Annotated in this window: 23 protein-coding genes; 13 read left to right on the forward strand and 10 right to left on the reverse strand. The window is 71.1% G+C overall.

The genetic code is table 11. The annotated features are described in order from the left end of the window. Positions 1–6 precede the first annotated feature (6 nt). Positions 7–951, reverse strand: coding sequence for a LysR family transcriptional regulator (locus ACFQPS_RS20260; protein WP_377361188.1), 945 nt, complete (start codon positions 949–951; stop codon positions 7–9). A 129-nt stretch (positions 952–1,080) separates the two neighbouring features. Between ACFQPS_RS20260 and ACFQPS_RS20265 the strand changes: the two genes are divergently transcribed. The 10 genes from ACFQPS_RS20265 to ACFQPS_RS20310 all read left to right on the forward strand — a co-directional run bounded on the left by ACFQPS_RS20265 (position 1,081) and on the right by ACFQPS_RS20310 (position 11,473). Then, positions 1,081–2,544 (forward strand): form I ribulose bisphosphate carboxylase large subunit, encoded by a 1,464-nt coding sequence (locus ACFQPS_RS20265; protein WP_012569173.1) that lies wholly within the window; start codon positions 1,081–1,083, stop codon positions 2,542–2,544. 31 nt (positions 2,545–2,575) lie between these two features. Then, a complete protein-coding gene (locus ACFQPS_RS20270; protein ID WP_012569174.1) occupies positions 2,576–3,016 on the forward strand; it encodes a ribulose bisphosphate carboxylase small subunit in 441 nt (146 codons plus the stop codon). Further along, complete coding sequence (gene rpe / locus ACFQPS_RS20275) at positions 3,006–3,737, forward strand: ribulose-phosphate 3-epimerase (protein WP_377361190.1); 732 nt, start codon at positions 3,006–3,008, stop codon at positions 3,735–3,737. The genes ACFQPS_RS20270 and rpe overlap by 11 nt, the downstream gene beginning before the upstream one ends. Then, positions 3,734–4,660, forward strand: a complete 927-nt coding sequence (cbbX, locus tag ACFQPS_RS20280) for a CbbX protein (protein ID WP_377361192.1) — start codon at positions 3,734–3,736, stop codon at positions 4,658–4,660. The genes rpe and cbbX overlap by 4 nt, the downstream gene beginning before the upstream one ends. A gap of 74 nt (positions 4,661–4,734) precedes the next feature. Further along, entirely contained in the window at positions 4,735–5,847 is a 1,113-nt protein-coding gene (locus ACFQPS_RS20285; protein WP_377361194.1) for a class 1 fructose-bisphosphatase, read from the forward strand. A 22-nt stretch (positions 5,848–5,869) separates the two neighbouring features. Further along, positions 5,870–6,745, forward strand: coding sequence for a phosphoribulokinase (locus tag ACFQPS_RS20290; RefSeq protein ID WP_377361196.1), 876 nt, complete (start codon positions 5,870–5,872; stop codon positions 6,743–6,745). A 55-nt stretch (positions 6,746–6,800) separates the two neighbouring features. Continuing rightward, positions 6,801–8,864, forward strand: a complete 2,064-nt coding sequence (gene tkt / locus ACFQPS_RS20295; RefSeq protein ID WP_377361198.1) for a transketolase — start codon at positions 6,801–6,803, stop codon at positions 8,862–8,864. Positions 8,865–8,920: 56 nt separating this feature from the next. Further along, on the forward strand, positions 8,921–9,976 hold the full coding sequence (gene fba / locus ACFQPS_RS20300) for a class II fructose-bisphosphate aldolase (protein ID WP_377361201.1): 1,056 nt from the start codon (positions 8,921–8,923) through the stop codon (positions 9,974–9,976). Positions 9,977–9,990: 14 nt separating this feature from the next. Then, positions 9,991–10,695 (forward strand): phosphoglycolate phosphatase, encoded by a 705-nt coding sequence (gene gph / locus ACFQPS_RS20305; protein ID WP_377361203.1) that lies wholly within the window; start codon positions 9,991–9,993, stop codon positions 10,693–10,695. A 31-nt stretch (positions 10,696–10,726) separates the two neighbouring features. Next, positions 10,727–11,473 (forward strand): HAD-IA family hydrolase, encoded by a 747-nt coding sequence (locus ACFQPS_RS20310; protein ID WP_377361205.1) that lies wholly within the window; start codon positions 10,727–10,729, stop codon positions 11,471–11,473. A gap of 32 nt (positions 11,474–11,505) precedes the next feature. Here ACFQPS_RS20310 and purT read toward each other — a convergent pair whose 3' ends face one another. From purT to rfbC, 3 genes are all read right to left on the reverse strand, one after another. Continuing rightward, on the reverse strand, positions 11,506–12,693 hold the full coding sequence (gene purT / locus ACFQPS_RS20315) for a formate-dependent phosphoribosylglycinamide formyltransferase (protein ID WP_377361207.1): 1,188 nt from the start codon (positions 12,691–12,693) through the stop codon (positions 11,506–11,508). Between the two features lie 104 nt (positions 12,694–12,797). Then, positions 12,798–13,712, reverse strand: coding sequence for a dTDP-4-dehydrorhamnose reductase (gene rfbD, locus ACFQPS_RS20320; protein WP_377361209.1), 915 nt, complete (start codon positions 13,710–13,712; stop codon positions 12,798–12,800). A 4-nt stretch (positions 13,713–13,716) separates the two neighbouring features. Then, complete coding sequence (gene rfbC / locus ACFQPS_RS20325; protein ID WP_377361210.1) at positions 13,717–14,292, reverse strand: dTDP-4-dehydrorhamnose 3,5-epimerase; 576 nt, start codon at positions 14,290–14,292, stop codon at positions 13,717–13,719. A gap of 201 nt (positions 14,293–14,493) precedes the next feature. Here rfbC and ACFQPS_RS20330 point away from each other — a divergent pair, with 201 nt between their 5' ends. Then, entirely contained in the window at positions 14,494–16,617 is a 2,124-nt protein-coding gene (locus ACFQPS_RS20330; protein ID WP_377361212.1) for a glycosyltransferase, read from the forward strand. Positions 16,618–16,692: 75 nt separating this feature from the next. On the opposite strand, the gene ACFQPS_RS20335 is transcribed toward ACFQPS_RS20330, so the two are convergent. Together ACFQPS_RS20335 and ACFQPS_RS20340 are read right to left on the reverse strand one after the other, a co-directional pair. Next, positions 16,693–17,454, reverse strand: a complete 762-nt coding sequence (locus ACFQPS_RS20335) for a substrate-binding periplasmic protein (RefSeq protein ID WP_377361213.1) — start codon at positions 17,452–17,454, stop codon at positions 16,693–16,695. A 138-nt stretch (positions 17,455–17,592) separates the two neighbouring features. Further along, positions 17,593–18,423 (reverse strand): substrate-binding periplasmic protein, encoded by an 831-nt coding sequence (locus ACFQPS_RS20340; RefSeq protein WP_377361215.1) that lies wholly within the window; start codon positions 18,421–18,423, stop codon positions 17,593–17,595. A 204-nt stretch (positions 18,424–18,627) separates the two neighbouring features. On the opposite strand from ACFQPS_RS20340, the gene ACFQPS_RS20345 reads away from it, so the two are divergent. Then, on the forward strand, positions 18,628–19,854 hold the full coding sequence (locus tag ACFQPS_RS20345; RefSeq protein WP_377361217.1) for a DUF2336 domain-containing protein: 1,227 nt from the start codon (positions 18,628–18,630) through the stop codon (positions 19,852–19,854). 18 nt (positions 19,855–19,872) lie between these two features. Here the strand turns inward: ACFQPS_RS20345 and ACFQPS_RS20350 are convergent, their stop codons facing one another. After that, a complete protein-coding gene (locus tag ACFQPS_RS20350; protein ID WP_377361219.1) occupies positions 19,873–20,352 on the reverse strand; it encodes a hypothetical protein in 480 nt (159 codons plus the stop codon). A 302-nt stretch (positions 20,353–20,654) separates the two neighbouring features. On the opposite strand from ACFQPS_RS20350, the gene mdh reads away from it, so the two are divergent. Continuing rightward, positions 20,655–21,614 carry a malate dehydrogenase gene (mdh, locus tag ACFQPS_RS20355; RefSeq protein WP_377361221.1) on the forward strand — a complete coding sequence of 320 codons (960 nt, stop codon included), beginning with the start codon at positions 20,655–20,657 and terminating at the stop codon, positions 21,612–21,614. 72 nt (positions 21,615–21,686) lie between these two features. Here mdh and ACFQPS_RS20360 read toward each other — a convergent pair whose 3' ends face one another. The 3 genes from ACFQPS_RS20360 to metX all read right to left on the reverse strand — a co-directional run bounded on the left by ACFQPS_RS20360 (position 21,687) and on the right by metX (position 24,483). Next, on the reverse strand, positions 21,687–22,424 hold the full coding sequence (locus ACFQPS_RS20360) for a PRC-barrel domain-containing protein (protein ID WP_377361223.1): 738 nt from the start codon (positions 22,422–22,424) through the stop codon (positions 21,687–21,689). Between the two features lie 129 nt (positions 22,425–22,553). Then, the gene (gene metW, locus ACFQPS_RS20365; RefSeq protein ID WP_377361225.1) at positions 22,554–23,201 is read right to left on the reverse strand and encodes a methionine biosynthesis protein MetW; all 648 of its coding nucleotides are present in this window, start codon (positions 23,199–23,201) and stop codon (positions 22,554–22,556) included. A 73-nt stretch (positions 23,202–23,274) separates the two neighbouring features. Then, positions 23,275–24,483 (reverse strand): homoserine O-acetyltransferase MetX, encoded by a 1,209-nt coding sequence (metX, locus tag ACFQPS_RS20370; protein WP_377361227.1) that lies wholly within the window; start codon positions 24,481–24,483, stop codon positions 23,275–23,277. Between the last annotated feature and the right edge of the window lie 103 nt (positions 24,484–24,586).

Below are 24,586 nucleotides of genomic sequence, written 5' to 3' on the forward strand. Positions count from 1 at the left end.
GCCGGCTCAGGCCGTCGGCTGACGGCCGGTGTGCCGGCGGGCCAGGTCGTCGATGATGGACTGGCCGCGCTCCTGCATGAACTGGCGGAACTGGCTGTGGACCGGCAGCAGCGGCAGGCTGCGACGGTGGACCACGTACCAGGCGCGCATCAGCGGCAGCCCCTCGATGTCCAGCTCGCGCAGGAGGCCGATGCCCAGCTCAAGCTGGATGGTGTGGCGCGAGATCAGGGCGATGCCGATGCCGGCCATCACCGCCTGCTTGATCATCTCGTTGCTGCTGGTGGTCATGGCGATCCGCGGCGTCAGGCCCTGGCTGCGGAAGAAGCCGTCCATCAGCGCCCGGGTGCCCGACCCCTCCTCGCGCACGATGAAGCGCTCGCTCTCCAGATCGTGCAGCCGCAGCCGCCCGCCCCTGGTCAGCGGATGGTTGGGGGCGGCGATGATGGTCGAGGGGTGGTTGGCGAAGGCCACCGACTCGACCACCTCGGCCGAGGGCCGGCCCATGATGGCGATGTCCACGTCGCCCTTGATGACGGCCGCATGAATCTTGCGGCGGTTGCCGTCCTGCAAGGTGATGGTCACGCCCGGCCGCTCCGCCTGGAAGCGCGACAGCAGGTGCGGCACAATGTACTTGGCCGTGCTGACCAGCCCCAGCGTCACACTGCCGCCGGTGCTGCCGCGCAGCGCCTCCATCTGCTGGTCGGCGTCGTTCAGCTCCTTCAGGATCACCGTGGCATGGTCCAGCAGTGCCGCCCCGGCATCGGTCAGCACCACGCTGCGGCCGACCCGCTCGAACAGCGGGAATCCGCACAGCCCCTCTATCTGCTTGATCTGGAAGGAGATCGCGCCCGGCGTCAGGCGGAACTGCTCGGCCACCCGGGCGAAGGACAGCGTGCGCGCGGCCGCCGCGAAGATCTGGAGCTGCCGGATCGTGGCGTTGCGGATGGACATGGCCGACCCCGAGATCGTTTAGGGATCCCTCAACGATACCGCCAGTCCATTTGAATTGTCCTCGATAAAATCCCCAGCTAGGGTGCGGCCATCGAGGAAATGCCTCAGCAACCAATAGGGGTAGTCGCCATGGATACCCGTGTTTCCGGTGATCAGCTGGACGCAAAGGCCCGCTACAAGCCGGGCGTGTTGAAGTACCGGCAGATGGGGTACTGGGTCCCCGACTACGAACCTAAGGACACGGACGTCCTCGCCGTCTTCCGCATCACGCCGCAGGACGGCGTGGATGCCGAGGAGGCCGCGGCGGCTGTCGCTGGCGAGTCCTCCACCGCCACCTGGACGGTGGTCTGGACCGACCGCCTGACCAACTGCGACCATTACCGGGCCAAGGCCTACCGCGTCGATCCCGTCCCGGGCTCGCCGGGCCAGTATTTCGCGTACATCGCCTATGACCTCGACCTGTTCGAGGAAGGCTCGATCGCCAACCTGACCGCCTCGATCATCGGCAACGTCTTCGGCTTCAAGCCGCTGAAGGCCCTGCGCCTTGAAGACATGCGCATCCCCGTCGCCTATCTGAAGACCTTCCAGGGTCCGGCGACCGGCATCGTGGTGGAGCGCGAGCGCCTGAACGTCTATGGCCGCCCGCTGCTGGGCGCCACGATGAAGCCGAAGCTGGGCCTCTCGGGCCGCAACTACGGCCGCGTCGTCTATGAGGCGTTGAAGGGCGGTCTCGACTTCACGAAGGACGACGAGAACATCAACTCGCAGCCCTTCATGCACTGGCGCGACCGCTTCCTCTACTGCATGGAAGGCGTCAACCGCGCCATGGCGGAGACGGGGGAGGTGAAGGGCACCTACCTGAACGTCACCGCCGCCACCATGGAGGACATGTACGAGCGCGCCGAGTTCGCCAAGGAGCTGGGCAGCGTCATCATCATGATCGATCTGGTGATCGGCTACACCGCCATCCAGTCCATGGCGAAGTGGGCCCGCAAGAACGACATGATCCTGCACCTGCACCGGGCGGGCCACTCGACCTACACCCGGCAGAAGTCGCACGGCGTGTCGTTCCGTGTCATCGCCAAGTGGATGCGCATGGCCGGCGTCGATCACATCCATGCCGGCACCGTCGTCGGCAAGCTGGAGGGTGACCCCAATGTCATCCGCGGCGTCTACGACACCTGCCGCGAGACGCATGTGCCGCAGAATCTCCAGCACGGCATCTTCTTCGACCAGCCCTGGGCCAGCCTGAAGAAGCTGATGCCGGTGGCCTCGGGCGGCATCCATGCCGGCCAGATGCACCAGCTCCTGACCTATCTGGGCGAAGACGTGGTGTTGCAGTTCGGCGGCGGCACGATCGGCCATCCGGAGGGCATCCAGGCCGGCGCGACGGCGAACCGCGTGGCGCTGGAGGCGATGGTGAAGGCCCGCAACGAGGGCCGCGACATCTGGAACGAGGGGCCGCAGATCCTTCAGGACGCCGCCCGCTGGTGCGGCCCGCTGCGCGCCGCGCTGGAGACGTGGAAGGACGTCACCTTCGACTACGCCTCCACCGACAGCGTCGATTTCGTTCCCACCCCCACGCCCGCCTGATCGCGGCGGATTGCAGAAGAGGACCAGACCCATGCGGTTGACCCAAGGCCAATTCTCCTTCCTGCCGGACCTGACCGACGCGGAGATCTCCAAGCAGGTGCAGTACGCCCTTGAGCAGGGCTGGGCGGTGGCGGTCGAGTACACGGACGATCCGCACCCGCGCAACTACTACTGGCATATGTGGGGCACGCCCATGTTCGACCTCCGCGACGCCAAGGGTGTCGTGATGGAGATCGACGCCTGCCGCAAGGCCCACCCGGACATGTATGTCAAGGTGCTGGCCTTCGACAGCTCGGAAGGGTTCGAGTCCGTGCGCATGTCGTTCATCGTCAACCGCCCCGCCGAGGAGCCCGGCTTCGAGCTGGTGCGCGACGAGGGCGCGGGCCGGCAGGTCCACTACACGATCCGCAGCTACGCCACGTCCAGCCCCGCGGGGCGGCGTTATCAGGCGGGGACGGGAAATGGCCGATAGGCCCCCGCGGCGTCATCGCCTCGCCCCCTCCATCCTCTCGGCCGACTTCGCGCGGCTGGGGGAGGAGGTGCAGCGGGTCGTGGAGGCCGGGTGCGACGTCATCCATTTCGACGTGATGGACAACCATTACGTGCCCAACCTCACGATCGGCCCGCTGGTCTGCGAGGCGATCCGGCCCTGCACCAAGGCGCCCATCGACGTGCACCTGATGGTGCGCCCGGTGGACGCCCTGGTGCCCATGTTCGCCAAGGCCGGCGCCGACATCATCAGCTTCCATCCGGAAGCGTCGGATCATGTGGACCGCACCCTGGCGCTGATCCGCGACCAGGGCTGCCGCGCCGGGTTGGTTCTCAACCCGGCGACGCCGCTCCATCATCTCGACCATGTGATGGACCGGCTGGACCTGATCCTGGTGATGTCGGTCAATCCCGGCTTCGGCGGGCAGTCCTTCATTCCGTCGGCGCTCGACAAGATCGCCGCCATCCGCCGCCGCATCGACGCCCACACCGAACGCACGGGGGCGGAGATCTGGCTGGAGGTGGATGGCGGCATCAAGCCGTCCAACATCCGCGCGGTGGCGGATGCCGGGGCGGACACCTTCGTCGCCGGGTCCGCCATCTTCGGCGCCCGCGATGCCGATGGCGGCTACCATGAGGTGGTGCGCGCCCTGCGCGCCGCGCTGGAGGATGCGCCGGCCAGCACCGGCGGGAGGTCGGCATGAGCACGCCCATGGACGGTCCCGCGGCGGAGGCGGGTGGCGCGGAGGCGGCAGGCACGCCCCGGACGGTGGATCTGGACGCGCTGTACCATGAGTCCGGCATCGGCACGATGCTGGAGCAGATGGACCGCGAGCTGGTCGGCCTGAAGCCGGTGAAGACCCGCATCCGCGAGATCGCGGCCCTGCTGCTGGTGGAGCGGGCGCGCCGCTCCCTGGGCATGCAGGCGGACCCGCCGCCGCTGCACATGTGCTTTACCGGCAATCCCGGCACCGGCAAGACCACCGTGGCCCGGCGGATGGCCGGCATCCTGCACGGGCTCGGCTATATCCGGCGCGACCATGTCGTCAGCGTCACCCGCGACGATCTGGTCGGTCAGTACATCGGCCACACCGCGCCCAAGACCAAGGACGTGCTGAAGCGCGCCATGGGCGGCGTGCTGTTCATCGACGAGGCCTACTACCTGTACCGCCCGGAGAACGAACGCGACTACGGGCAGGAGGCCATCGAGATCCTGTTGCAGGTGATGGAGGACAACCGGGACGATCTGGTCGTCATCCTGGCCGGCTACAAGGACCGGATGGACACCTTCTTCAAGTCCAACCCCGGCATGGCCTCGCGCATCGCCCATCATGTCGACTTCCCGGACTATGAGCCGGAAGAGCTGATGCAGATCGCGCGGCTGATGATGGACGGGATGAACTACCGCTTCTCGCCGGATGCGGAGTCGGCGATGCGGGACTACATCACGCGCCGGATGGCACAACCGCGTTTCTCCAATGCGCGCTCCATCCGGAACGCGCTGGACCGTGCCCGTCTGCGTCAGGCAAACCGGCTGTTCGAGGCGCGCGGAGCGCCGCTGGACCTGGCGGCATTGCAGACGATCACGGGTGAGGACATCCGCAAGAGCCGGGTTTTCGCGCAATAGGCGCCGTCCTTCCGGCGGTGAAACCGACAAGCTGGCGAATGAACCGCCGGCAGGATTGAGAACGGGGGAATCAGATGCCGCATCGTCGAACGACGTTCAGTCGCTTCATAATCGAGGATCAGCGCCGCCGTCGCGGTGATGCCGAGCTGACCGCGCTGCTGAACGATGTGCAGACCGCCTGCAAGTTCATTGCGACGGCCGTCGCCCGGGGCTCCCTCAAGCAGCCTTACACCCCCATCGGGGTGGAAACCGTCGCGGCGCCCGGGGTCAATGTCCATGGCGAGATGCAGAAGCCGCTGGACCTCATCGCCAACGAGATCTTCCTGCGGAACTGCGAATTCGGCGGTCAGGTCTGCGGCATGGCCTCGGAGGAGATGGAGGAGCCCTACGTCATCCCCGCCCAGTTCCCGCGCGGCCGCTACCTCCTGGTCTTCGATCCGCTGGACGGTTCCTCCAACCTGGACGTCAACGTCACGGTCGGCACCATCTTCTCGATCCTGCGCGCGCCCGAGGGCGTGACCGAACCGACCGTGGAGGATTTCCTGCAACCGGGCACGCAGCAGGTGGCGGCCGGTTTCGCCCTCTACGGCCCGGTGGACATGATCGTCACCACCTTCGGCGACGGTGTCCACGGCTTCACGCTGGACCGCGAGGTCGGCGCCTACACCCTGACGCATCCGAACATGCGCATCCCCGAGAAGGCGTGCGAGTTCGCCATCAACGCCTCGAACGAGCGTTTCTGGGAACCGCCCGTCCGCCGCTACGTGGAGGAGTGCATCGAGGGCAAGACCGGCCCGCGCGGGCAGGACTTCAACATGCGCTGGGTCGCCAGTCTGGTGGCGGAGGTCTACCGCATCCTGATCCGCGGCGGCCTGTTCATGTATCCGCGCGACACCCGCCCGTCCTGCAAGCCCGGCCGTCTGCGCCTGCTCTATGAGGCCAACCCCATCGCCATGGTGGTGGAGCAGGCCGGCGGGGCGGCCAGCACCGGCCGCCAGCGCATCCTGGACATCAAGCCGGAGAGCCTGCACCAGCGCGTGCCCCTGATCCTCGGCTCCAAGGCCGAGGTGGAGCGGCTCGACCGCTACCATGCAGCCTACGACCGGGGGGAGGACCTGAAGTTCGAGGCGCCGCTGTTCGGCACCCGCTCGGTCTTCATCACCCCCGTTTCCGCCACCCAGGACTGAGCCCGGACGGGCAGGAGCTACCATGTCGGTCAAGCACCCCATCATCGCCATCACCGGCTCGTCCGGCGCCGGGACGACCACCGTCACCCGCACCTTCCAGCAGATCTTCCGCCGCGAGGGCGTCACCGCCGCCATCGTCGAGGGCGACAGCTTCCATCGCTACGACCGCAAGGAGATGCGGGCGAAGATGAAGGAGGCGCAGGAGAACAATCAGCCCGACTTCAGCCATTTCGGCCCCGAGGCGAACCTGTTCGAGGAGCTGGAGGAGCTGTTCCGCCACTATGGCGAGACGGGCCAGGGCCGTGTCCGCAAGTACCTGCACGACGACAAGGAGGCCGAGCCCTACGGCCAGGAGCCCGGCACCTTCACCGACTGGGAGACCCTGCCGGACGATACCGACATCCTGTTCTACGAGGGCCTGCACGGCTGCGTGAAGACCGAGCGGGTGGACGTGTCCCGCCATGTCGATCTCAGGATCGGCGTCGTGCCGATCGTGAACCTGGAGTGGATCCAGAAGATCCACCGCGACCGCAACATGCGCGGCTATTCGCAGGAGGCCGTGGTCGATACGATCCTGCGCCGCATGCCGGACTATGTGAAGTACATCTGCCCGCAGTTCAGCCTGACGGACGTGAACTTCCAGCGCGTGCCGACGGTGGATACCAGCAACCCCTTCGTCGCCCGCGACATCCCCAGCTCCGACGAGAGCATGCTGGTGATCCGCTTCGCCAACCCCAAGGGAATCGACTTCCCCTACCTGCTGGCGATGCTGAAGGACAGCTTCATGTCCCGGCCCAACACCATCGTCTGCCCGGGCGATAAGATGGCGCTGGCCATGCAGTTGATCTTCACCCCCATGATCTGGCAGCTCATGGATCGCAAGAAGAAGGCGTTCTAGAATTCCAAGCACAAGGGTGGCCCGACGTCGCCCGAACCCACCCGGAGGATTTGCCATGACCGCGACCGTAGAAGTCGGCGCACAGGAAGCCCTTGCCCCGACGCTGCCCGACACCCTCTCCGCGGCGGAGCGTCGGCGCCTCGCCAACGCGCTGCGGGTGCTGGCGATCGACGCGGTGGAGGCGGCCAAGTCCGGCCACCCCGGCATGCCCATGGGCATGGCCGACATCGCCGAGGCGCTGTGGCGCCGTCACCTGCGCCACAACCCGGCCGATCCGGCCTGGCCCGACCGCGACCGTTTCGTGCTGTCGAACGGTCACGGTTCGATGCTGCTCTACGGCCTGCTGCACCTCACCGGCTACGATCTGCCGATCGAGGAGCTGAAGCGGTTCCGCCAGCTCCACTCCAAGACGCCGGGCCATCCGGAACACGGCCTCACGCCGGGCGTGGAGACGACGACCGGCCCGCTCGGCCAGGGCATCGCCAATGCCGTCGGCATGGCGCTGGCCGAGCGCCTGCTGGCGGCGGAGTTCAACCGGCCCGGCCACACCATCGTCGATCACCGCACCTTCTGCTTCGTCGGCGACGGCTGCCTGATGGAGGGCCTCAGCCACGAGGTCTGCTCGCTCGCGGGCACGCTGGGGCTGGAGAAGCTGGTCGTCCTCTATGACGACAACGGCATCTCCATCGACGGCCATGTCGTCGGCTGGTTCGCCGACGACACGCCGAAGCGGTTCGAGGCCTATGGCTGGCGCGTCATCCGCGACGTGGACGGGCACGACGCGGCGGCGCTGGACCGGGCGCTGGCCGAGGCGGTGACGCCCTGCGGCAAGCCCACCCTGATCTGCTGCAAGACCGTGATCGGCTGGGGCAGCCCGGCCAAGGCCGGCACCCACGATGTCCACGGCGCGCCCCTGGGGGCCGCCGAGTCCGCCGCCGCCAAGGCGGAGATGGGCTGGACCGCGGCCCCGTTCGAAATCCCCGACGACGTGCGCGCCGGCTGGGACGCCCGCGGTCGCGGCGGCGCCCTGGAAGGGGCGTGGCAGGAGCGGTTCCGCCGCTATGCCGAGGCGCATCCCGATCTGGCGGCGGAGTTCACCCGCCGCGTCTCCGGCGAGCTGCCGGCGGACTTCGCCAGGGCGGCCGACGCCTGGATCGCCGAGACGGCGGCCCGCACCGATACCGTCGCCACCCGCAAGGCCTCGCAGCAGGCGATCCAGGCCCTGGCCGGTCTGCTGCCGGAGATGCTGGGCGGCTCGGCCGACCTGACCGGCTCCAACCTCACGGACTGGAAGGGGTCCGCCTCGGTTCAGATGACCGGCGGCGGCAGCTACGTCCATTACGGCGTGCGCGAGTTCGGCATGACCGCGATGATGAACGGCGTGGCGCTGCATGGTGGCTACCTGCCGTTCGGCGGCACCTTCCTGGTCTTCTCCGACTATGCCCGCAACGGCCTGCGGCTTGCGGCCCTGATGGGGCTGCGCGTCGTTCATGTGCTGACGCACGACAGCATCGGGCTGGGCGAGGACGGGCCGACCCACCAGCCGATCGAGCATGCCGCCAGCCTGCGGCTGATGCCGAACATGGATGTCTGGCGGCCCTGCGACGCGCTGGAGACGGCGGTCGCCTGGCGCACCGCCGTGGAGCGCCGCACCGGCCCGAGCAGCCTGCTGCTGTCCCGCCAGGGGCTGCCGGCGCAGTCCGGCCCCGGCCGGGCCGACGGCGCCGCCCGCGGCGGCTATGTGCTGGCGGAGGCCGACGGCGGCAAGCCCGAGGTGGTGCTGATCGCCACCGGCTCGGAAGTGCAGGTGGTGATGGAGGCGCGGACCGCGCTGGCCGCGCGCGGCATCGCGGCGCGGGTCGTCTCCATGCCCTGCTGCGAGCTGTTCGACCGCCAGGACGCGGCGTGGAAGGCGTCCGTGCTGCCCGCCGGCGTGCCGCGCGTGGCGGTGGAGGCCGGCGCGCCCGACCTCTGGCGCAAATATGTCGGCCTGGATGGCGACGTGGTGGGCATCGCGCGCTTCGGCGAATCCGCCCCGGCCGGCGACCTCTACCGTTTCTTCGGCCTCACCGCCGATGCCGTGGCGCAGCGCACGGCACGGCTGCTGGGCCGCGTCTGACCCGGGAACGACGGCGCGACCGCCGCCGACGCAACGACAGAATCTGGAGGAATCCGATGGCCTTGATCTCCCTCCGTCAGCTCCTCGACCATGCCGCCGAGCATGGCTACGGGGTGCCGGCGTTCAACATCAACAACATGGAACAGATCCACGCGATCATGCAGGCGGCCGACGCCTGCGACAGCCCGGTGATCCTCCAGGCCTCCGCCGGTGCCCGCAAGTACGCCGGCGAGCCGTTCCTGCGCCGCATGGTCGAGGCGGCGGTGGAGATGTGGCCGCACATTCCGATCTGCATGCACCAGGACCATGGCGGCAGCCCGGCCGTCTGCCAGCAGTCGATCCGCTCCGGCTTCACCAGCGTGATGATGGACGGCTCGCTGAAGGAGGACATGAAGACCCCCTCCAGCTACGAGTACAATGTCGCGGTCACGGCCAAGGTGGTGGAGTTCGCCCACGCCGTCGGCGTCTCGGTCGAGGGTGAGCTGGGCTGCCTCGGCTCGCTGGAGAGCGGGCAGGCGGGTGAGGAGGACGGCTCCGGCGCCGAGGGCGTGCTCTCGCACGACCAGCTCCTGACCGATCCGGAGCAGGCGGCCCAGTTCGTCGCCGCCACCGGCGTGGACGCGCTGGCCATCGCCATCGGCACCAGCCACGGCGCCTACAAGTTCACCCGCAAGCCGTCGGGCGACATCCTCGCCATCGGCCGGGTGAAGGAGATCCACGAGCGCATCCCGAACACCCACCTCGTGATGCACGGCTCCTCCTCCGTGCCGCAGGACTGGCTGGAGATCATCCGGGAGAACGGCGGGGCCATCAAGGAGACCTACGGCGTGCCGGTGGAGGAGATCCAGCAGGGCATCCGCTACGGCGTGCGCAAGGTCAACATCGACACCGACGTGCGTCTGGTGATGACCGGCGCCATCCGCCGCCTGATGGCGAAGAAGCCGGACGAGTTCGACCCGCGCAAGTTCATGGCCGAGGCGACCAAGGCCGCCAAGGCGCTCTGCCAGGAGCGCTTCGAGCAGTTCGGCACGGCCGGCCAGGCCTCGCGCATCAAGCCGCTGCCGCTGGAGAAGATGGCCGCCTTCTACGCCTCCGGGCGCGCTGCGGCGTGAGCGGGAGCACGGCGATGACCTCCCGTCCGGACCGGACCGTCCAGGCCTTCCCGGCCCTGGTCTTCGATCTGGACGGGACCCTGCTGGACAGCGTCCCCGACATCGGGCAGGCGCTGAACCGCACGCTGACGGATCTGGGCCGGCCGACCGTGTCGGCGGCCCAGGTGCGGCGCTTCGTCGGCGACGGCGTGCGCCGGCTGGTGGAGCGCGGGCTGGAGGCGACCGGCGGCCTGCCCGACGCGGCGGCGCAGGACGCCGCCCTCGACCGCTTCATGGCCATCTACGGCGCCATCCCCGCCGATCCGGCCTGCATCTTCCCCGGGGTGCTGGACACCCTGCGGGCGCTGGCCGGGGCGGGGCACAGCCTTGCCGTCTGCACCAACAAGCCCGAGGCGATCACGCGCGAGCTGCTGCGCGATCTCGGCCTGCTGGAGCTGCTGGCCGCCGTCGTCGGCGGCGACACGCTGCCCCAGCGCAAGCCGGCGCCGGAGCCGCTGCTGGCGGCGATCGCGGGCATGGGAGCATCGCCGGCCGGGGCCCTGATGGTGGGCGACAGCGAGAACGATGTCGCCACGGCGCGCGCTGCCGGGGTGCCCGTCATCGCCGTGACCTACGGCTATTCCCGTGTGCCGGTCCCCGAACTGGGGGCCGACCATGTGATCGACCACTTCGACGCGTTGCCCGGCGCGCTCGCCACCCTGGCGTCGCGGCGGGCCTGACCCGGCACCCATCCCCGCAGAAAGGGAACCCATGCGCCCGAAGGCCATCCTCTTCGACGTGGACGGCACCCTGGCCGAGACGGAGGAACTGCACCGTCAGGCCTTCAACCGGACCTTCCGGGAGTTCGGCCTGGACTGGGACTGGGACCCCGCCCTCTACCGCGATCTCCTGGCGGTGGCCGGTGGCAAGGAGCGGCTGCTCCACTACATCGCGGCCTATGACCCGCCCGACGCGGCGCGGGCCGAGGCGTCGCTGGCGGAGCTGCACGCGGCGAAGACCCGGACCTATGCCGACCTGATCACGGCGGGGGAGGCTCGGCTGCGGCCCGGCGTGGCGCGGCTGATGCTGGAGGCGCACGCGGCCGGCATCCCGGTTGCCATCGCCACCACCACCAGCCCGGAGAATGTGGAGGCGCTGCTGGCGACGGCGGGGCGGGACGTCGCCCATACCGTCGCCGTCATCGCGGCCGGCGACATGGTGCCGAACAAGAAGCCGGCGCCGGACGTCTATCACTACGCCCTGGAGCGGCTCGGCTGCGCGGCGGCGGACTGCGTCGCCATCGAGGATTCGGCGGCGGGGGCGGAGGCCGCCCTGGCGGCCGGCCTGCCCACCGTCATCACCCGTTCCGCCTTCACCGAGCCCGGCCCGGCGGAGCGGGTGCTCTGCGTGCTGAGCGACCTGGGCGAGCCGGACGCCCCCTTCGTCCGTCTGGCCGGCGACCGGGAGGGGGAGGGTATGGTCACCCTCGACCTGCTGCGGCGCTGGCTGGCGGACTGATCCGCCCCGGCTTCCGGTCGGAGCGCCGGCCCCTATTCGTAGCGGATGCGCACCCGTGCCGCGGCCTCGGTCGCGGTGCGGCGTGCCTCGTCGGCGGTCGTCCCGGTGGCGAGCGCCACGCCCATGCGGCGGTAGGGGCGCGTCGTCGGCTTGCCGAACAGGCGCACATCGACCGTCTGGTCCGGCACTTTCCGGTCTGGGCGGCCCGCGGCCAGCGCCTCGGCCAGCCCCTCGAAGCCGAAGCGGTCGGAATCGCGGTCGGCCAGGATGACGGCCGAGGCGGTCGGCCCGCGCAGGTCGATGGCGGGGATCGGCAGGCCCAGGATGGCGCGGGCGTGCAGGTCGAATTCCGACAGGGTCTGCGACAGCAGCGTCACCATGCCGGTGTCGTGCGGCCGCGGGCTCAGTTCGGAGAAGATCACCTCGTCCTTCGTGACGAAGAACTCCACGCCGAAGATGCCGTAGCCGCCCAGATTGTCCACCACCTTGCGCGCCATCTCCTGCGCGGCGGCCAGCAGGGCGGGGGCCATGCCCACGGGCTGCCAGGATTCCTGGTAGTCGCCGCGCTCCTGCCGGTGGCCGATCGGCTCGCAGAACAGCACGCCCTGCCGCGTCCGCACGGTCAGCAGGGTGATCTCGTACTCGAAGCGGATGAACTCCTCGACGATCACCTTGCGGCGGTCGCCACGCATGTTGGCGACGGCATACTCCCAGGCGGCGGCCAGCTTTTCCGGCGTCTCCACCGTGCTCTGGCCCTTGCCGGAGGAGGACATCACCGGCTTGATGACGCAGGGCAGGCCGGTGTGGGCCGCGGCCGCCTCGACCTCCTCCAGGCTCTCGGCATAGCGGTAGCGGGAGGTACGCAGCCCCAGTTCCACCGCCGCGACCTCGCGGATGCGGTCGCGGTTCATGGTCATGTAGGTGGCGCGGGCGGAGGGCACGACGGTGAAGCCCCGGGCCTCCACCTCCTGCAACACCTCGGTGCGGATCGCCTCCACCTCCGGCACGATGAAGTCCGGCCGGTGGCGCTCGATGGCGGCGCGCAGCCGGTCAGCATCCAGCATGGGGAAGACCTCCGCCGCGTCGGCCACCTGCATGGCGGGCGCGCCGGCATAGCTGTCGCAGGCCACGACATGGCAGCCCAGCCGCTTGGCCGAGATGGTGAACTCCCGACCCAGCTCGCCGGAGCCGAGCAGCAGAATCCGGGCGGTGAAGGCCATGCGCAGTCCCCTTGTCTCAAGATCCGGCCCGACGGCGGCCGGTCGCGGATGTGTGCATCGGCCGCCGCCGGGGCGCAAGGGCCGCGCGTGCCGCCAGGGCCGCGTCAGTGCGCCGTCAGCCGGTCCAGACAGCGCCGTACCCCGGCCCGCCAGTCCGGCGCTGCGATCCCGTAGGTCGTTTCGATGCGGGTACAGTCCAGCACCGAGAAGGCCGGGCGGCGGGTCGGGGTGGGATAGTCCGCCGTCGTGATCGGCAGCAGCCGCGGCACCGGCAGGCCCCGACGTTCCGCTTCCGCAAAGATCGCGGCGGCGAAGCCGTGCCAGGTCGTCGCCGGGGCGCCGGCGAAGTGGAAGGTGCCCCACAGGGGGGAGGCGTCGTCCGGCCGGTCCGCAGTCCGCCCGTCCGCGGCCAGCCTGTCGGCGATGCCCAGGCAGGCGGCGGCGATGTCGTCCGCCGCGGTGGGGCAGCCCCGCTGGTCGTCCACCACCCGCACCTCCGGCCGCTCCCGCCCCAGGCGCAGCATGGTGCGCAGGAAGTTGGCGCCGTCGGGGGAGAAGACCCAGGCCGTCCGCAGGATCACATGCCGCGGTCCCGCCGCCCGCACCGCCGCCTCCCCGGCCGCCTTGCTGGCGCCATAGACGCCCAGCGGGGCCACCGGATCGTCTTCCCGGTAGGGCCGGGTGCCGCTGCCGTCGAAGACATAGTCGGTGGAGAGGTGCAGCAGCGGCCGTTCCGCCTCCGCACAGACACGGGCCAGCAGACCCGGCCCTGTCGCATTGGCGGCGACGGCTGCGTCGCGGTCCGTCTCCGCCTGGTCCACGCGGGTGTAGGCGGCGGCGTTCAGCACCAGATCCGCCGCCGCGACCGCCTGCCGGAGACTGTCCCTGTCCGCCGTCGCCAGGTCCAGCGCAGACCGTTCCGGTGCCGAAACGGACCAGTCGCGCTCAGGCGCCAGCCGGCGCAGGGCGGTGCCCACCTGCCCCGTGCCGCCGAGCAGGAGCAGGCGGCGCCGTGCCATCGGCTCAGACATCCGTTCCGCCCTCGTAATGGAACAGCGGGCCGAGATCGGCGAGACGGGGGAGCACGCGGTCCTTGTCGGAGACGACGGCTCGGTCGGGGCCGGCCGGCCACTCGATGCCCAGCGCCGGGTCGGCCCAGTGGATGCCGCCGTCATGCTCCCGGGAGTAGGGGGCAGAGACCTTGTAATGGACCTCCGTATCCGGTTCGAGCGTGCAGAAGCCGTGGGCGAAGCCGGCGGGGACATAGAGCTGGTTGCCCGCCTCCGCCGACAGGGTGACGGCGACATGCCGGCCGAAGGTCGGGGAGCCGTGGCGGATGTCCACCGCCACGTCCACGATGCTGCCGCGCAGCACCTGGACCAGCTTCGCCTGGGCGACGGGGGGGCGCTGGAAGTGCAGGCCGCGCACGGTGTAGACCGGGCGCGACAGGGACTTGTTGTCCTGCATGAAGCGCACCTCCACCCCGGCGGCGCGGTAACGCTCCTCCTGGTAGAGTTCCGCGAAATAGCCGCGGTCGTCGAAGAACCGCCGCGGCGTGATCAGCAGCACGCCGTCGATCGGAGTCGTCTCCACCTGCATCCCGGTCCCCCGGTCCTTAGCCCTTGTCCGCGCCGGCCTCCGGCGTCACCGCCCGCTGGTAGCACAGCGGCACCGGCGCGGCAAAGCCTCCCCGCCGCCCGGGATTGCCTTCCGGCCGCGCGGCCCTGTACTGATCGTCGCCGATACCGGCCGCCGCCGACCTGACGCGGCGGCGCAAGACCGACGGCCCGGAGACCGAGCGTGACCCCAGCGGGCAGACCCTTCCTCGCCACCCTGAAACGGTCCCTGGCCTCCATCCCGGGGCTCCAGGGCTGGGTCCACCGGCTGCGCCGGCTGCGGGCCGGCCGCCAGCGGTCCACCGCCGACCATGCCTTCGCCCGCAGCCGCGAGGAGTTCCGGCGCGAGGCGCGGGCGCGCATGGAGGATTTCCTGGCGGGGCAGGGGCGCTTCACCGTGCCCCCGGCCGCGGCGCCGGAGGTCAGCGTCGTGCTGATCCTGTTCAACAACGCGGAGCTGAGCTTCGAGTGTCTGCGCCACCTGGTCGCCGCCGATCTGCCGGCCTGGGAACTGATCGTCGTCGACAACGCCTCCGCCGACGACACCGGCCGGCTGCTGGAGTGCTGCGCCGGGGCGCGGATCATCCGCAACGGCGACAATCTCGGCTTCCTCCAGGCCGTCAACCAGGCGGCGGAGGTGGCGCGGGGCCGCTTCCTGCTGCTCCTGAACAGCGATGCCTTCCTCGCCCCCGACGCCGTGCGGCTGGCCCTGGAGACGGCTTCCGATCCGGCGGTCGGCGCCGTCGGTGGGCGCATCGTGCTGCCCGACGGCAGCTTGCAGGAGGCCGGCTCCATCGTCTGGAACGACGGCACCTGCAAGGGCTACGGCCGCGGCGGCCATCCGCTTGCCGGTCCCTACATGTTCCGGCGGACGGTGGACTACTGCTCCGGTGCCTTCCTGCTGTTCCGCCGGGAGGTGTTCGAGCGGCTGGGCCGGTTCGACACCGCCTTCAGCCCGGCCTACTATGAGGAGACGGATTTCTGCCTGCGCCTCTGGGCGGCCGGGCTGGCGGTGGTCTACGACCCGCGGGTGCGGGTCAACCATCTGGAATTCGGCAGTTCCGAGAAGCGCGACCATGCGCTGGAGCTGCAACGCCGCAACCGCGGCCTGTTCGCGGCGAAGCACCGCGACGCCCTGGCCCGGCGGCAGCCGCCGGGGGCGGACCTTGCCGGCCGCGTCTGGCCGCCGCCCGTCCGCCGGGTGCTGATCGTGGACGACCGGCCGCCGGCCCCGGAGCTGGGCGCCGGGTTCCCCCGCGCCCTCGCCATCCTCAGGCAGATCCAGGGCTCCGGCGCGGCCGTCACCCTGGTCACCACGGCGCCCGAGACCTATGGCTGGGAGGCGATCCGCCGCCATGTCCCCTGGGAGGTGGAGGTGGTGCAGGGCGACGACTGTCCCTCCCTTGACCGTTTCCTGGCCGAGCGCTTCCTGGCCGGGCGGGGCGGCTGTTTCGACCTGGTCCTGGTCAGCCGTCCGCACAACATGCGCGCCTTCCTGGCGGCCGGCGGCCGGCGCCGGATCGGTTCTGCGCGGCTCGTCTACGATGCCGAGGCGATCTTCACCGACCGGCTGGCGGGAGAGGCGGCGCTGGCCGGCCGGCCCCTGCCGGCGGCGCGGGAGGCGGCCCTGCGGGCGCGCGAGATGGCGCTGGCGCGGCAGGCCGACACGGTGATCGCCGTCAGCCCGCTGGACGCCGACGCGATGCGCCGGGCCGGCGTTGCCGATGTGCGCGTGATCGGCCATGCGCTTGATGCGGCGCCCACGCCCGCCGGACCGGAGGCGCGCTCGGGCCTGCTGTTCGTCGGCAACATGGATGCCGACCTGTCCCCCAATGTGGACGGGGTCCTCTGGTTCCTGGACGAGGTACTGCCGCTGCTGCCCGAGGCGGTGCGGGACCGGGCCGCCGTCACCCTGGTCGGCTCGGCGGGCAGTGCCCGGCTGGCCGCCCGCGTGGGCGGCCGGGCCGTGGTGGCGGGGCGGCAGCCGGCGCTGGAGCCGTTCTACGACCGGCACCGGGTCTTCATTGCCCCGACCCGCTTCGCCGCCGGCATCCCGCACAAGGTCCATGAGGCGGCGGCGCACGGCCTGCCGGTCGTCGGCACGCCGCTCCTGGCCCGGCAACTGGGCTGGGAGCCGGGCCAGGAGCTGCTGACGGGCGAAAACCCGGCCGAGATCGCCCTGGCCTGCACGCGGCTCCTGACCGATGACGGGCTGTGGCGCTCCGTGCGGACGGCGGCGCTGGCGGCGGTGACACGGGACTGCGGCCCCGACCGCTTCCGCGCTGCCGTCGCGGCCCTGCTGGACTGAGGGCGGCGGATGCCCCCCCCCGCGCGCCGTCGTGCGGACGGCGCGCGGGGGGCTGCGGCAGCCGTGAGGTGGCCGCTACTTCTTCACCCAGTCCTTCAGCCCGTACTTCTTCAGGATATCCGCCAGCCGGCCGCTCTGGCGCAGGGCGGCGATGCCGTCCTCCAGCCGCTTCGCATGCTCCGCCCCCTTGGGATCGGCCGGGGAGAAGGCGACATAGACCGGCGCGCCTTCGCTGGCGACGTTCAGTTCGAACAGGTTGGACAGCTTCATCTGCTCGATCGTGTACTCCAGCACGGCGTCGCTCTCGATGATGACGTCCACCTTCCCCTGGGCCAGCAGCATCACCAGATCGTGCGTGGCGGCGTCGCCGGACACGGCGACCACGGCCGGCGTGTCCTTGTTCGCCGCGATGTAGGCGTCCAGCGCGTCGTCGTAGGTGTAGTCGGCGATCATCCCCAGCCGCTTGCCCTTGAGCGAGTCCGGGCCGCTGTAGCGGAAGCCGCTGCCCTTGGCCGAGGCGAAGGCATAGGAGGAATAGCCCTCCGCCGTGCCGGTGAAGATCAGGTCGGGTGCGTCCTTCTTCGCCGCGCCCACGACGGCCGTCACCGTTCCGGCCCGCACCGCCTGGATGGCGTCCTCATAGGCCATGAGCTGGTAATCGACGGTGATGCCGGCCGGCTCGAACACGGCCTTCGCCAGATCGATCAGATAGCCGGCCGGCTCCTGCCCCGGCTCGCAGTTGTAGGGGCACCAGAGATCAGCCCGCAGGGTGATGGTTTCCGCCCGCGCCGGCAACGCCAGGCACAGGCCGAGAAAAAAGACCGCAAGGTGGCGCATGGTTGTTCTGTCCTGCAACCGTGGTGGTGCGCCCTATCCTAACGGATCTGTGTTGACGATAAATTGCGACGCATCGGTTCCCTTACTGGTTCGCAGCCGTCCTGCCCGGCCTTCCGGACCGGCGAGCGGGACCGACCGTCACGGTCCGGTCGGGGGCGCCACGGCCGCGGCATGCCCGACCGTCCAGTCCGTCAGGCCGTAGCGGCTCAGGATTTCCGCCAGCCGGCCGCTCCGGCGCATCTCGCGCAGGCCGGCATCCAGCATCGCCGCATGGTCCGCCGCCTTCGGATCGGCGGGGGAGAAGGCGATGTGGATCACCTCCGGCGCGCTGATCGCCTGACTCTCCGCCAGCCCCGTCAGCCCTTCGGCGGCCAGCGTGTAGTCCAGTACGTTGCGGTCCTCCAGCACCAGATCGACCCGGCCCGCCAGCAGCTTGCGCAGGTTCTGCACGGTCACGTCCTCGCCGGACGCAAGGCTGACGGCCTCGCCCGCCTCGGCATGGGCGGCGATGTAGGCGTCGATCTCCGGTTCGTAGCTGTAGTCGCGCACGGCGGCCAGCCGCTGGCCGTCCAGGCTGCCGACGCCCCGGTAGGTGAAGCCGTAGCCCCGGCGGGCGGCCAGTGCGTCGGAGGAGAAGCCCACGGCCTCCTGCCCGAAGACCAGATCCTCGCCCTCCTGCCGGGTGGCGCCGATGACCCCGGTGACCTTGCCCTGCCGCACCGATTCCAGGGCGCGGGCCCAGGGCATCAGGGCATAGTCCACCGTGATGCCGTGGGCGGCGAAGACCTCGCGGGCGATCTCCACCACATAGCCCGGGCGGGCACTGCCCGGGGCGCAGTTGTACGGGCACCAGGCGTCGGCGCGCAGGGTGATGGTCTCCGCCCGCGCCGGCAGGGCGCCGGGCACGCCGGCGAGCAGAAGCACGACCAGTCCGGAAAACCGCATCCGCGTGAACAGCCACGTCCGCATCCGAGTCCTCCCAGGAACCTGTCCGTCCGGCAGGATAACCCTGTCCGGCCTGGGGAAAAGTGAAGCTATCGGGACAGCGGCACGGGTCGGTCGGGGTGGCCCGCTCCGGCCCGGGACATCCGGCCGCCGGAAGATGGCGGGCGTTGCCGTGCCGGGCCGGTTCGGCGATGGTGGCGGCATGTCCGACCGTTTCCGCCCCGTGCCATGACCCGCCCTCCGGAGAGTCCGCCACCGGCGCTGCCGCCGCTGGACTACGACACGGCCAAGGCCCTGGCTGCCGATCCCGATCCGGCGGTGCGGGCGGGGCTGGCGGCGCGCGCCGACGCGCGGCCGGAGCTGCTCTATTATCTGGCCGACGACGACAGCCCGGCGGTGCGGCGGGCGGTGGCGGCGAACGCGGCCACGCCGTTGCGGGCCTCGGCCCGGCTGGCGCGCGACCGCGACGATGACGTGCGCGTGCTGCTGGCGGGCAAGCTGGCCCGCGCCCTGCCGGGCCTGACCGCGGCCGAGCAGGCCGCCCTGCGCGATGTCGCCCAGCATGCGCTGGAGCTTCTGGCGGCCGATCAGGTGGTGCGGGTGCGGGCGGCCGTGGCCAGCGCGCTGAAGGACGTGGACTGCGCCCCGCCCGGCCTTGTCGCCCGGCTGGCCCGCGATGTCGCCCGCGAGGTGGCGGAGCCGATCCTGCGCACCTGCGCCACCCTGTCCGACGAGGACCTGATCGCCATCCTGAAGGCGCAGCCCCAGCCCTGGGTGGCCGAAGCCATCGCCCGCCGGCAGGCCACCGGTCCGGGGATCAGCGATGCCGTCCCGGTCGGTGAGGCGCCTCCCGGCCCGGCGCCGGAACCCACCCCGCTGCCGGACGCGCCGGAGCCCGTCGCCCAGCCGCCGGCCCTGCCCGGGCAGGTTCTGGCCGTCCGCCCGGCCGTGCCCGAGGCCCTGGCCGGGCGTCTGTCCGAGGCGGTGCAGGACAGCCTGCACCAGGCGCTGGCGGAGCAGGGCGAGTTCGATCCGGAGACGCTGGAGGCCATCGCCGGCACGGCGCGGCGGCGTATCGACTGGGCCCGCGAGTATTCCCGGCGCGAGCCGCCGGAGGTCCGCGCCCGCCGCCTGCACGCGGACGGCGCGCTGGACGAGGCGGCGGTGCTGGACGCGCTCGCCTGGGGCGACCGTCCCTTCGTGGAGATCGCGCTGGCCCTGCGTGCCGGCATCGCGGTGGAGGTCGTCCACCGCATCCTGGAGACACAGCGGCCCAAGAGCGTGACGGCGCTGTGCTGGCGAGCCGGGCTTTCCATGCGGGCTGCCCGGGTCGTGCAGGCGAAGGCGGCCCGCATTCCCCTGCGCAGCGTCCTGAATGCCCGCCACGGCACCGACTATCCCCTGACGGAGGCGGAGATGCGGACGCTGCTGGCGCTGTTCGACATTCCCGGCTGAGATACCCCTGGCCGGGGGTCAGCGCAGACCCGCAGGACCCGTCCGGCCCGGGGCCGGCTCGTCCAGGCCCGGGCGCCGGGGCTCCTTCTCGATCAGCCGGTCGCTGTCCTCGCCGCGGGGGCGGACGCCGGGGCCGCGGCCGGTCCAGTCCACCAGGACGCGGCGCCACTCCTCCACCGCACAGCGCTCGCGCAGGGCCACCAGCTCCGGCGCCGGGCCGCAGCAGGAGGTGAAGGGCCGGACCCAGAGCGGGATCGACTCCATCGCGGGGTCGATCATGATCTCCAGCAGGTTGGCGTTCAGCCGGCAGTCCCCCAGCGGCTCGGGCGCCGTCTGCGGCAGTTCCCGCTCCGCCCGCGGACCTGAGCTGTCCGCCTGCGCCCGGGCGGGGCCGGCGGTGGCCGGCAGGGTCAGTGGCACGGCCAGCAGGACCGCAAGGCCGGCGGGGGACAGGCGGGGCGGTCGGCCGGCCGGTCGGGGGCGGGCAGCATGGCGCATCGGGGGTCCTCTCGTCGTCGCTGGGGCCTGGGCGCTGGGGCCTGCCGTCGGCGGGCCACCCTCCGGGAGAAGCAACCCCGCATCCGGGCCGGCTGTTCCCGCCGGGACCTAACCGGGTGGCGGCTTGCCCCGGCGGGCGAATCAGGCTAAGCACCGGCTCCGCGGACAGATCGCCGCAGCCCCGGTGCCCCGGCAGGGTCCGGCTGCGGCCGGGAGCGCGCGGGGGACGCGCGTCCGTCCCGACGGGTCCTTCCGTTTCGCACAACCCGTTCCCAGAACGGCATAATCGAGGACGCAAACCCATGGCACGCAAGAAGATCGCACTCGTCGGCGCCGGCCAGATCGGCGGCACGCTGGCTTTGCTCGCCGGCCAGAAGGAGCTGGGCGACATCGTCCTGCTCGACATTCCCGACGCCGAGGGCGTGGCCAAGGGCAAGGCCCTCGACATCGCGGAGGCGTCGCCGGTCGAGGGTTTCGACGCGGGCTACACCGGCACCTCGAACTATGCCGACCTTGCCGGCGCCGACGTCGTGATCGTCACGGCGGGCGTGCCGCGCAAGCCGGGCATGAGCCGCGATGACCTGGTCGGAATCAACGCCAAGATCATCAAGGCGGTGGGTGAGGGCATCCGCACCCATGCCCCGAACGCCTTCGTCATCGTCATCACCAACCCGCTCGACGCCATGGTCGGCCTGATGCAGCAGGTCACCGGCTTCGACCCGGCCAAGGTGGTCGGCATGGCCGGCGTGCTGGACAGCGCCCGCTTCCGCTGGTTCCTGGCCGAGGAGTTCAAGGTCAGCGTCGAGGACGTGACCGCCTTCGTGCTCGGCGGCCATGGCGACACCATGGTGCCGTCGGTGCGCTACAGCACCGTCGCCGGCATCCCGCTGCCGGACCTCGTGAAGATGGGCTGGACCACGCAGGAGAAGCTGGACAGCATCGTGCAGCGCACCCGTGACGGCGGGGCGGAGATCGTCGGCCTGCTGAAGACCGGCTCCGCCTTCTACGCCCCGGCGGCCTCGGCCATCGCCATGGCGGAGAGCTACCTGAAGGACAAGAAGCGCGTCATGCCCTGCGCCGCCAGGCTGACCGGCCAGTACGGCGTGGACGGTCTCTATATCGGCGTGCCGGTGGTGATCGGTTCCGGCGGCGTCGAGAAGATCGTGGAGATCGAGCTGAACGCCGAGGAGAAGGCCATGTTCGACAAGTCGGTCGCGGCCGTGAAGACCCTCGTCGAGGTCACGGCCAAGGTCGCCGGCTGACGCCGGCCGGCCCGGCGTCGTTCCGGAACCCCGCGCCGGCCCCCCGGCGCGGGGTTTTTCATTACGCGCTCCCTACCGCCGCGGGCCCGACAGGGTGGTGGCGCCGTCGGCGTAGGTGAAGCCCGGCATCCGCTCCACTTCCGCCGCCGGCAGGTCCAGGGTGACCGGGCGCTTGCCGTCGGCCGCACCGGCGGGGTCCAGCTTCAGCGCCTCCGCCGGCACCCGCAGCAGCCCTTCGCCCAGCCCCAGCACGCCGCCGCGGCCCAGGATCACGGCCTCGACCCGCGCATCCGTGCCCTGCACCACGAAGTCGCGCACGGTCCCGATGCGCTCGCCCTCCCGGCTCACGGCGGCGCGGCCGATCAGGGCCTCCGCCTCGCGCGCCGTCAGCCGGGCCAGTCCGGCCGCCGCCCCGGGGGTCAGGGCGATCTCGGGATCGCCCTGCGCCGGCGCGGTGCGCAGGGCATCGGCCAGGGCGGGGGCGCCGGCGTCGGGGGCATCCCCGTCCGGACCCGGCTGCACCGGGACCGGGGTCGTGGTGGCGATGTCGCCGTCCCGCGCCCCGGTGGTCAGCGGGGCCTGCACAGGCCGGTCGTCGGTTCGGGGGGGCGGCACGGGCGGCGTGGCGGTGTCCGGTGCCGGTGCGGGAACGGTCCGCAGCGGGGCGGCCGGCGCGGCGGGCGGCCTGTCTTCCGTCGGGGCGCCCTGGGGGGTGTCCTGGGGGGCGTCCTGGGGCGCCGTCCGGGCGACGGCCGGGGACAGGGCGACGACCGCGGCCGTCAGAGCGGCGACGGTGGGCAGGCTGCGCATGGGGCGTGTCCCGTTTCTGGGGTGTGTGCGGGAAACGCACCGCCAGCACGGCCGGTTCCGCCCCTTTCCGCCGGACGGGTGTCCGCCGCCATGCGCTCCCGGCCATCTCCCGGCCGTCGCCGGGCCGGGTCAGCCCCGACGCAGCAGGAAGACGGCCTGTTCGCCCAGCAGGTTGGAGGTCAGGCTGTCCGGCGCCGCCGGGATCGGGCGGCCCTTCGCCCCCAGGATCTCGCCATGCTCGATGACGACGCCCAGCCCGCGGCAGAGGTCGATGAAATCCGCGATGGTGCAGAAATGGATGTTGGGCGTGTCCCACCAGGCATGGCCCAGCGTCTCCGTCACCGGCATGCGGCCGCGGAACATCAGATAGAGCCGCACCCGCCAGTAGGCGAAGTTGGGGACGGAGACGATGGCGTGCCGGCCGATGCGGACCAGATGGTCCAGCACCTCGCGCGGCCGGCGCATGGCCTGGAGGGTCTGCGACAGGATCACGTAGTCGAAGCTGTCGCTGGGATAGTCCTTCAGGTCGGTATCGGCGTCGCCCTGGATGATCGGCAGGCCGCGGGCGACGCCGGCGCGCACCCCGTCCATGGACAGCTCCAGACCGCGGCCGTCCACGCCCTTCTCCCGCACCAGATAGCCCAGCAGCTCGCCATCGCCGCAGCCCACGTCCAGCACCCGCGCCCCGGGCTCCACCCAGTCGGCGATGCGGCGCAGGTCGGCGCGGATGCGGCCGGCACTCCGGGCCGAGGCCGTGCGCGTGTCCGCTTCCCGCATGGCCGGTGCCTGTGTTCCGGGTCCGTGCGGAGCGGCCGGCCGTCCGGCGCTGAAGCGGCTGCCGTCCGGCATCTCAGCCCACCCTCCGCGGCAGCCCGCGGTGTTCGGCGCAGCCCTCCAGGAAGCCGCGCACAACCTGGTAGAACTCCGGCTCGTCCAGCAGGAAGGCGTCGTGGCCCTTGTCGCTCTCGATCTCCACGAAGCTGACATTGGCCGCGACGGCGTTCAGCGCATGCACCACGGCCCGGCTCTCGCAGGTCGGGAACAGCCAGTCGCTGGAGAAGCTGACAAGGCAGAAGCGGACCGGCGTGGCCGTCCCGCCCTTCGGCCCTGGCGTGCGGAAGGCGTTGGCCAGCACGCCGCCATGCTCCGCCGCGAGGTCGAAATAGTCCATCGCGCGGGTGATGTAGAGATAGGAGTTGGCGTCGAACCGCTCGACGAAGCTGATGCCCTGGTGGCGCAGATAGCTCTCCACCTGGAAGTCGGCGTCGAACCCGAAGCTGATCCGGCTGCGGTCCTGGAGGTTGCGGCCGAACTTGCGGTGCAGCGCCGGCTCCGACAGATAGGTGATGTGCGCCGCCATGCGCGCCACCGCCAGCCCGCGCTTCGGCCGCGTGCCGCGGTTCAGGTAGTCGCCGCCGTGCCAGTCCGGATCGGCCATGATCGACTGCCGGCCGACCTCGTGGAAGGCGATGTTCTGGGCCGAATGCCGGGCCGCGGTGGCGATCGGGACCGCGGCGAAGACCCGCTCCGGATAGGCCGCGGCCCACTCCAGCACCTGCATCCCGCCCATGGACCCGCCGATGACGCAGAAAAGCTGGTCGATGCCCAGATGGTCGATCAGCAGTTTCTGCGCCCGCACCATGTCCGCGATGGTCACGACCGGGAAGGACAGGCCCCAGGGGCGTCCCGTCGCCGGGTCGGTCTCCTTCGGTCCCTCGCTGCCCATGCAGCCGCCGATGACGTTGGAGCAGATGACGAAATAGCGGTCGGTGTCGATCGGCCGTCCGGGGCCGACCATCAGGTCCCACCAGCCCGGCTTGCCGGTGATCGGATGGCGCTCCGCCACGTACTGATCGCCGGTCAGGGCGTGGCAGACCAGCACCGCGTTCGAGCGGTCGGCGTTCAGCGTGCCGTAGGTCTGGTAGGCCAGGTGGAAGGGTCCCAGCGTGCCGCCATTGTCCAGCGGCATCGGCTCTGCCGTGCCCAGCAGCAGCCGGTGCCCGGGCAGCGCGGGGCTGGCCGGCGGGGCGGCGGACGGCTGGACGGAGGGCAGGGTCATGCGGCAGCCCGGCGGGACGGTTCCGGCGGTTTCGTCGGATGGCTACAGCTAGGGAGGGGGGTATGGGCTGTCAATGTTTTCTTTGATTTTGGGCCGGGGGCCG

Source organism: Rhodocista pekingensis (assembly GCF_042665545.1).
Classification (GTDB): domain Bacteria; phylum Pseudomonadota; class Alphaproteobacteria; order Azospirillales; family Azospirillaceae; genus Rhodocista; species Rhodocista pekingensis.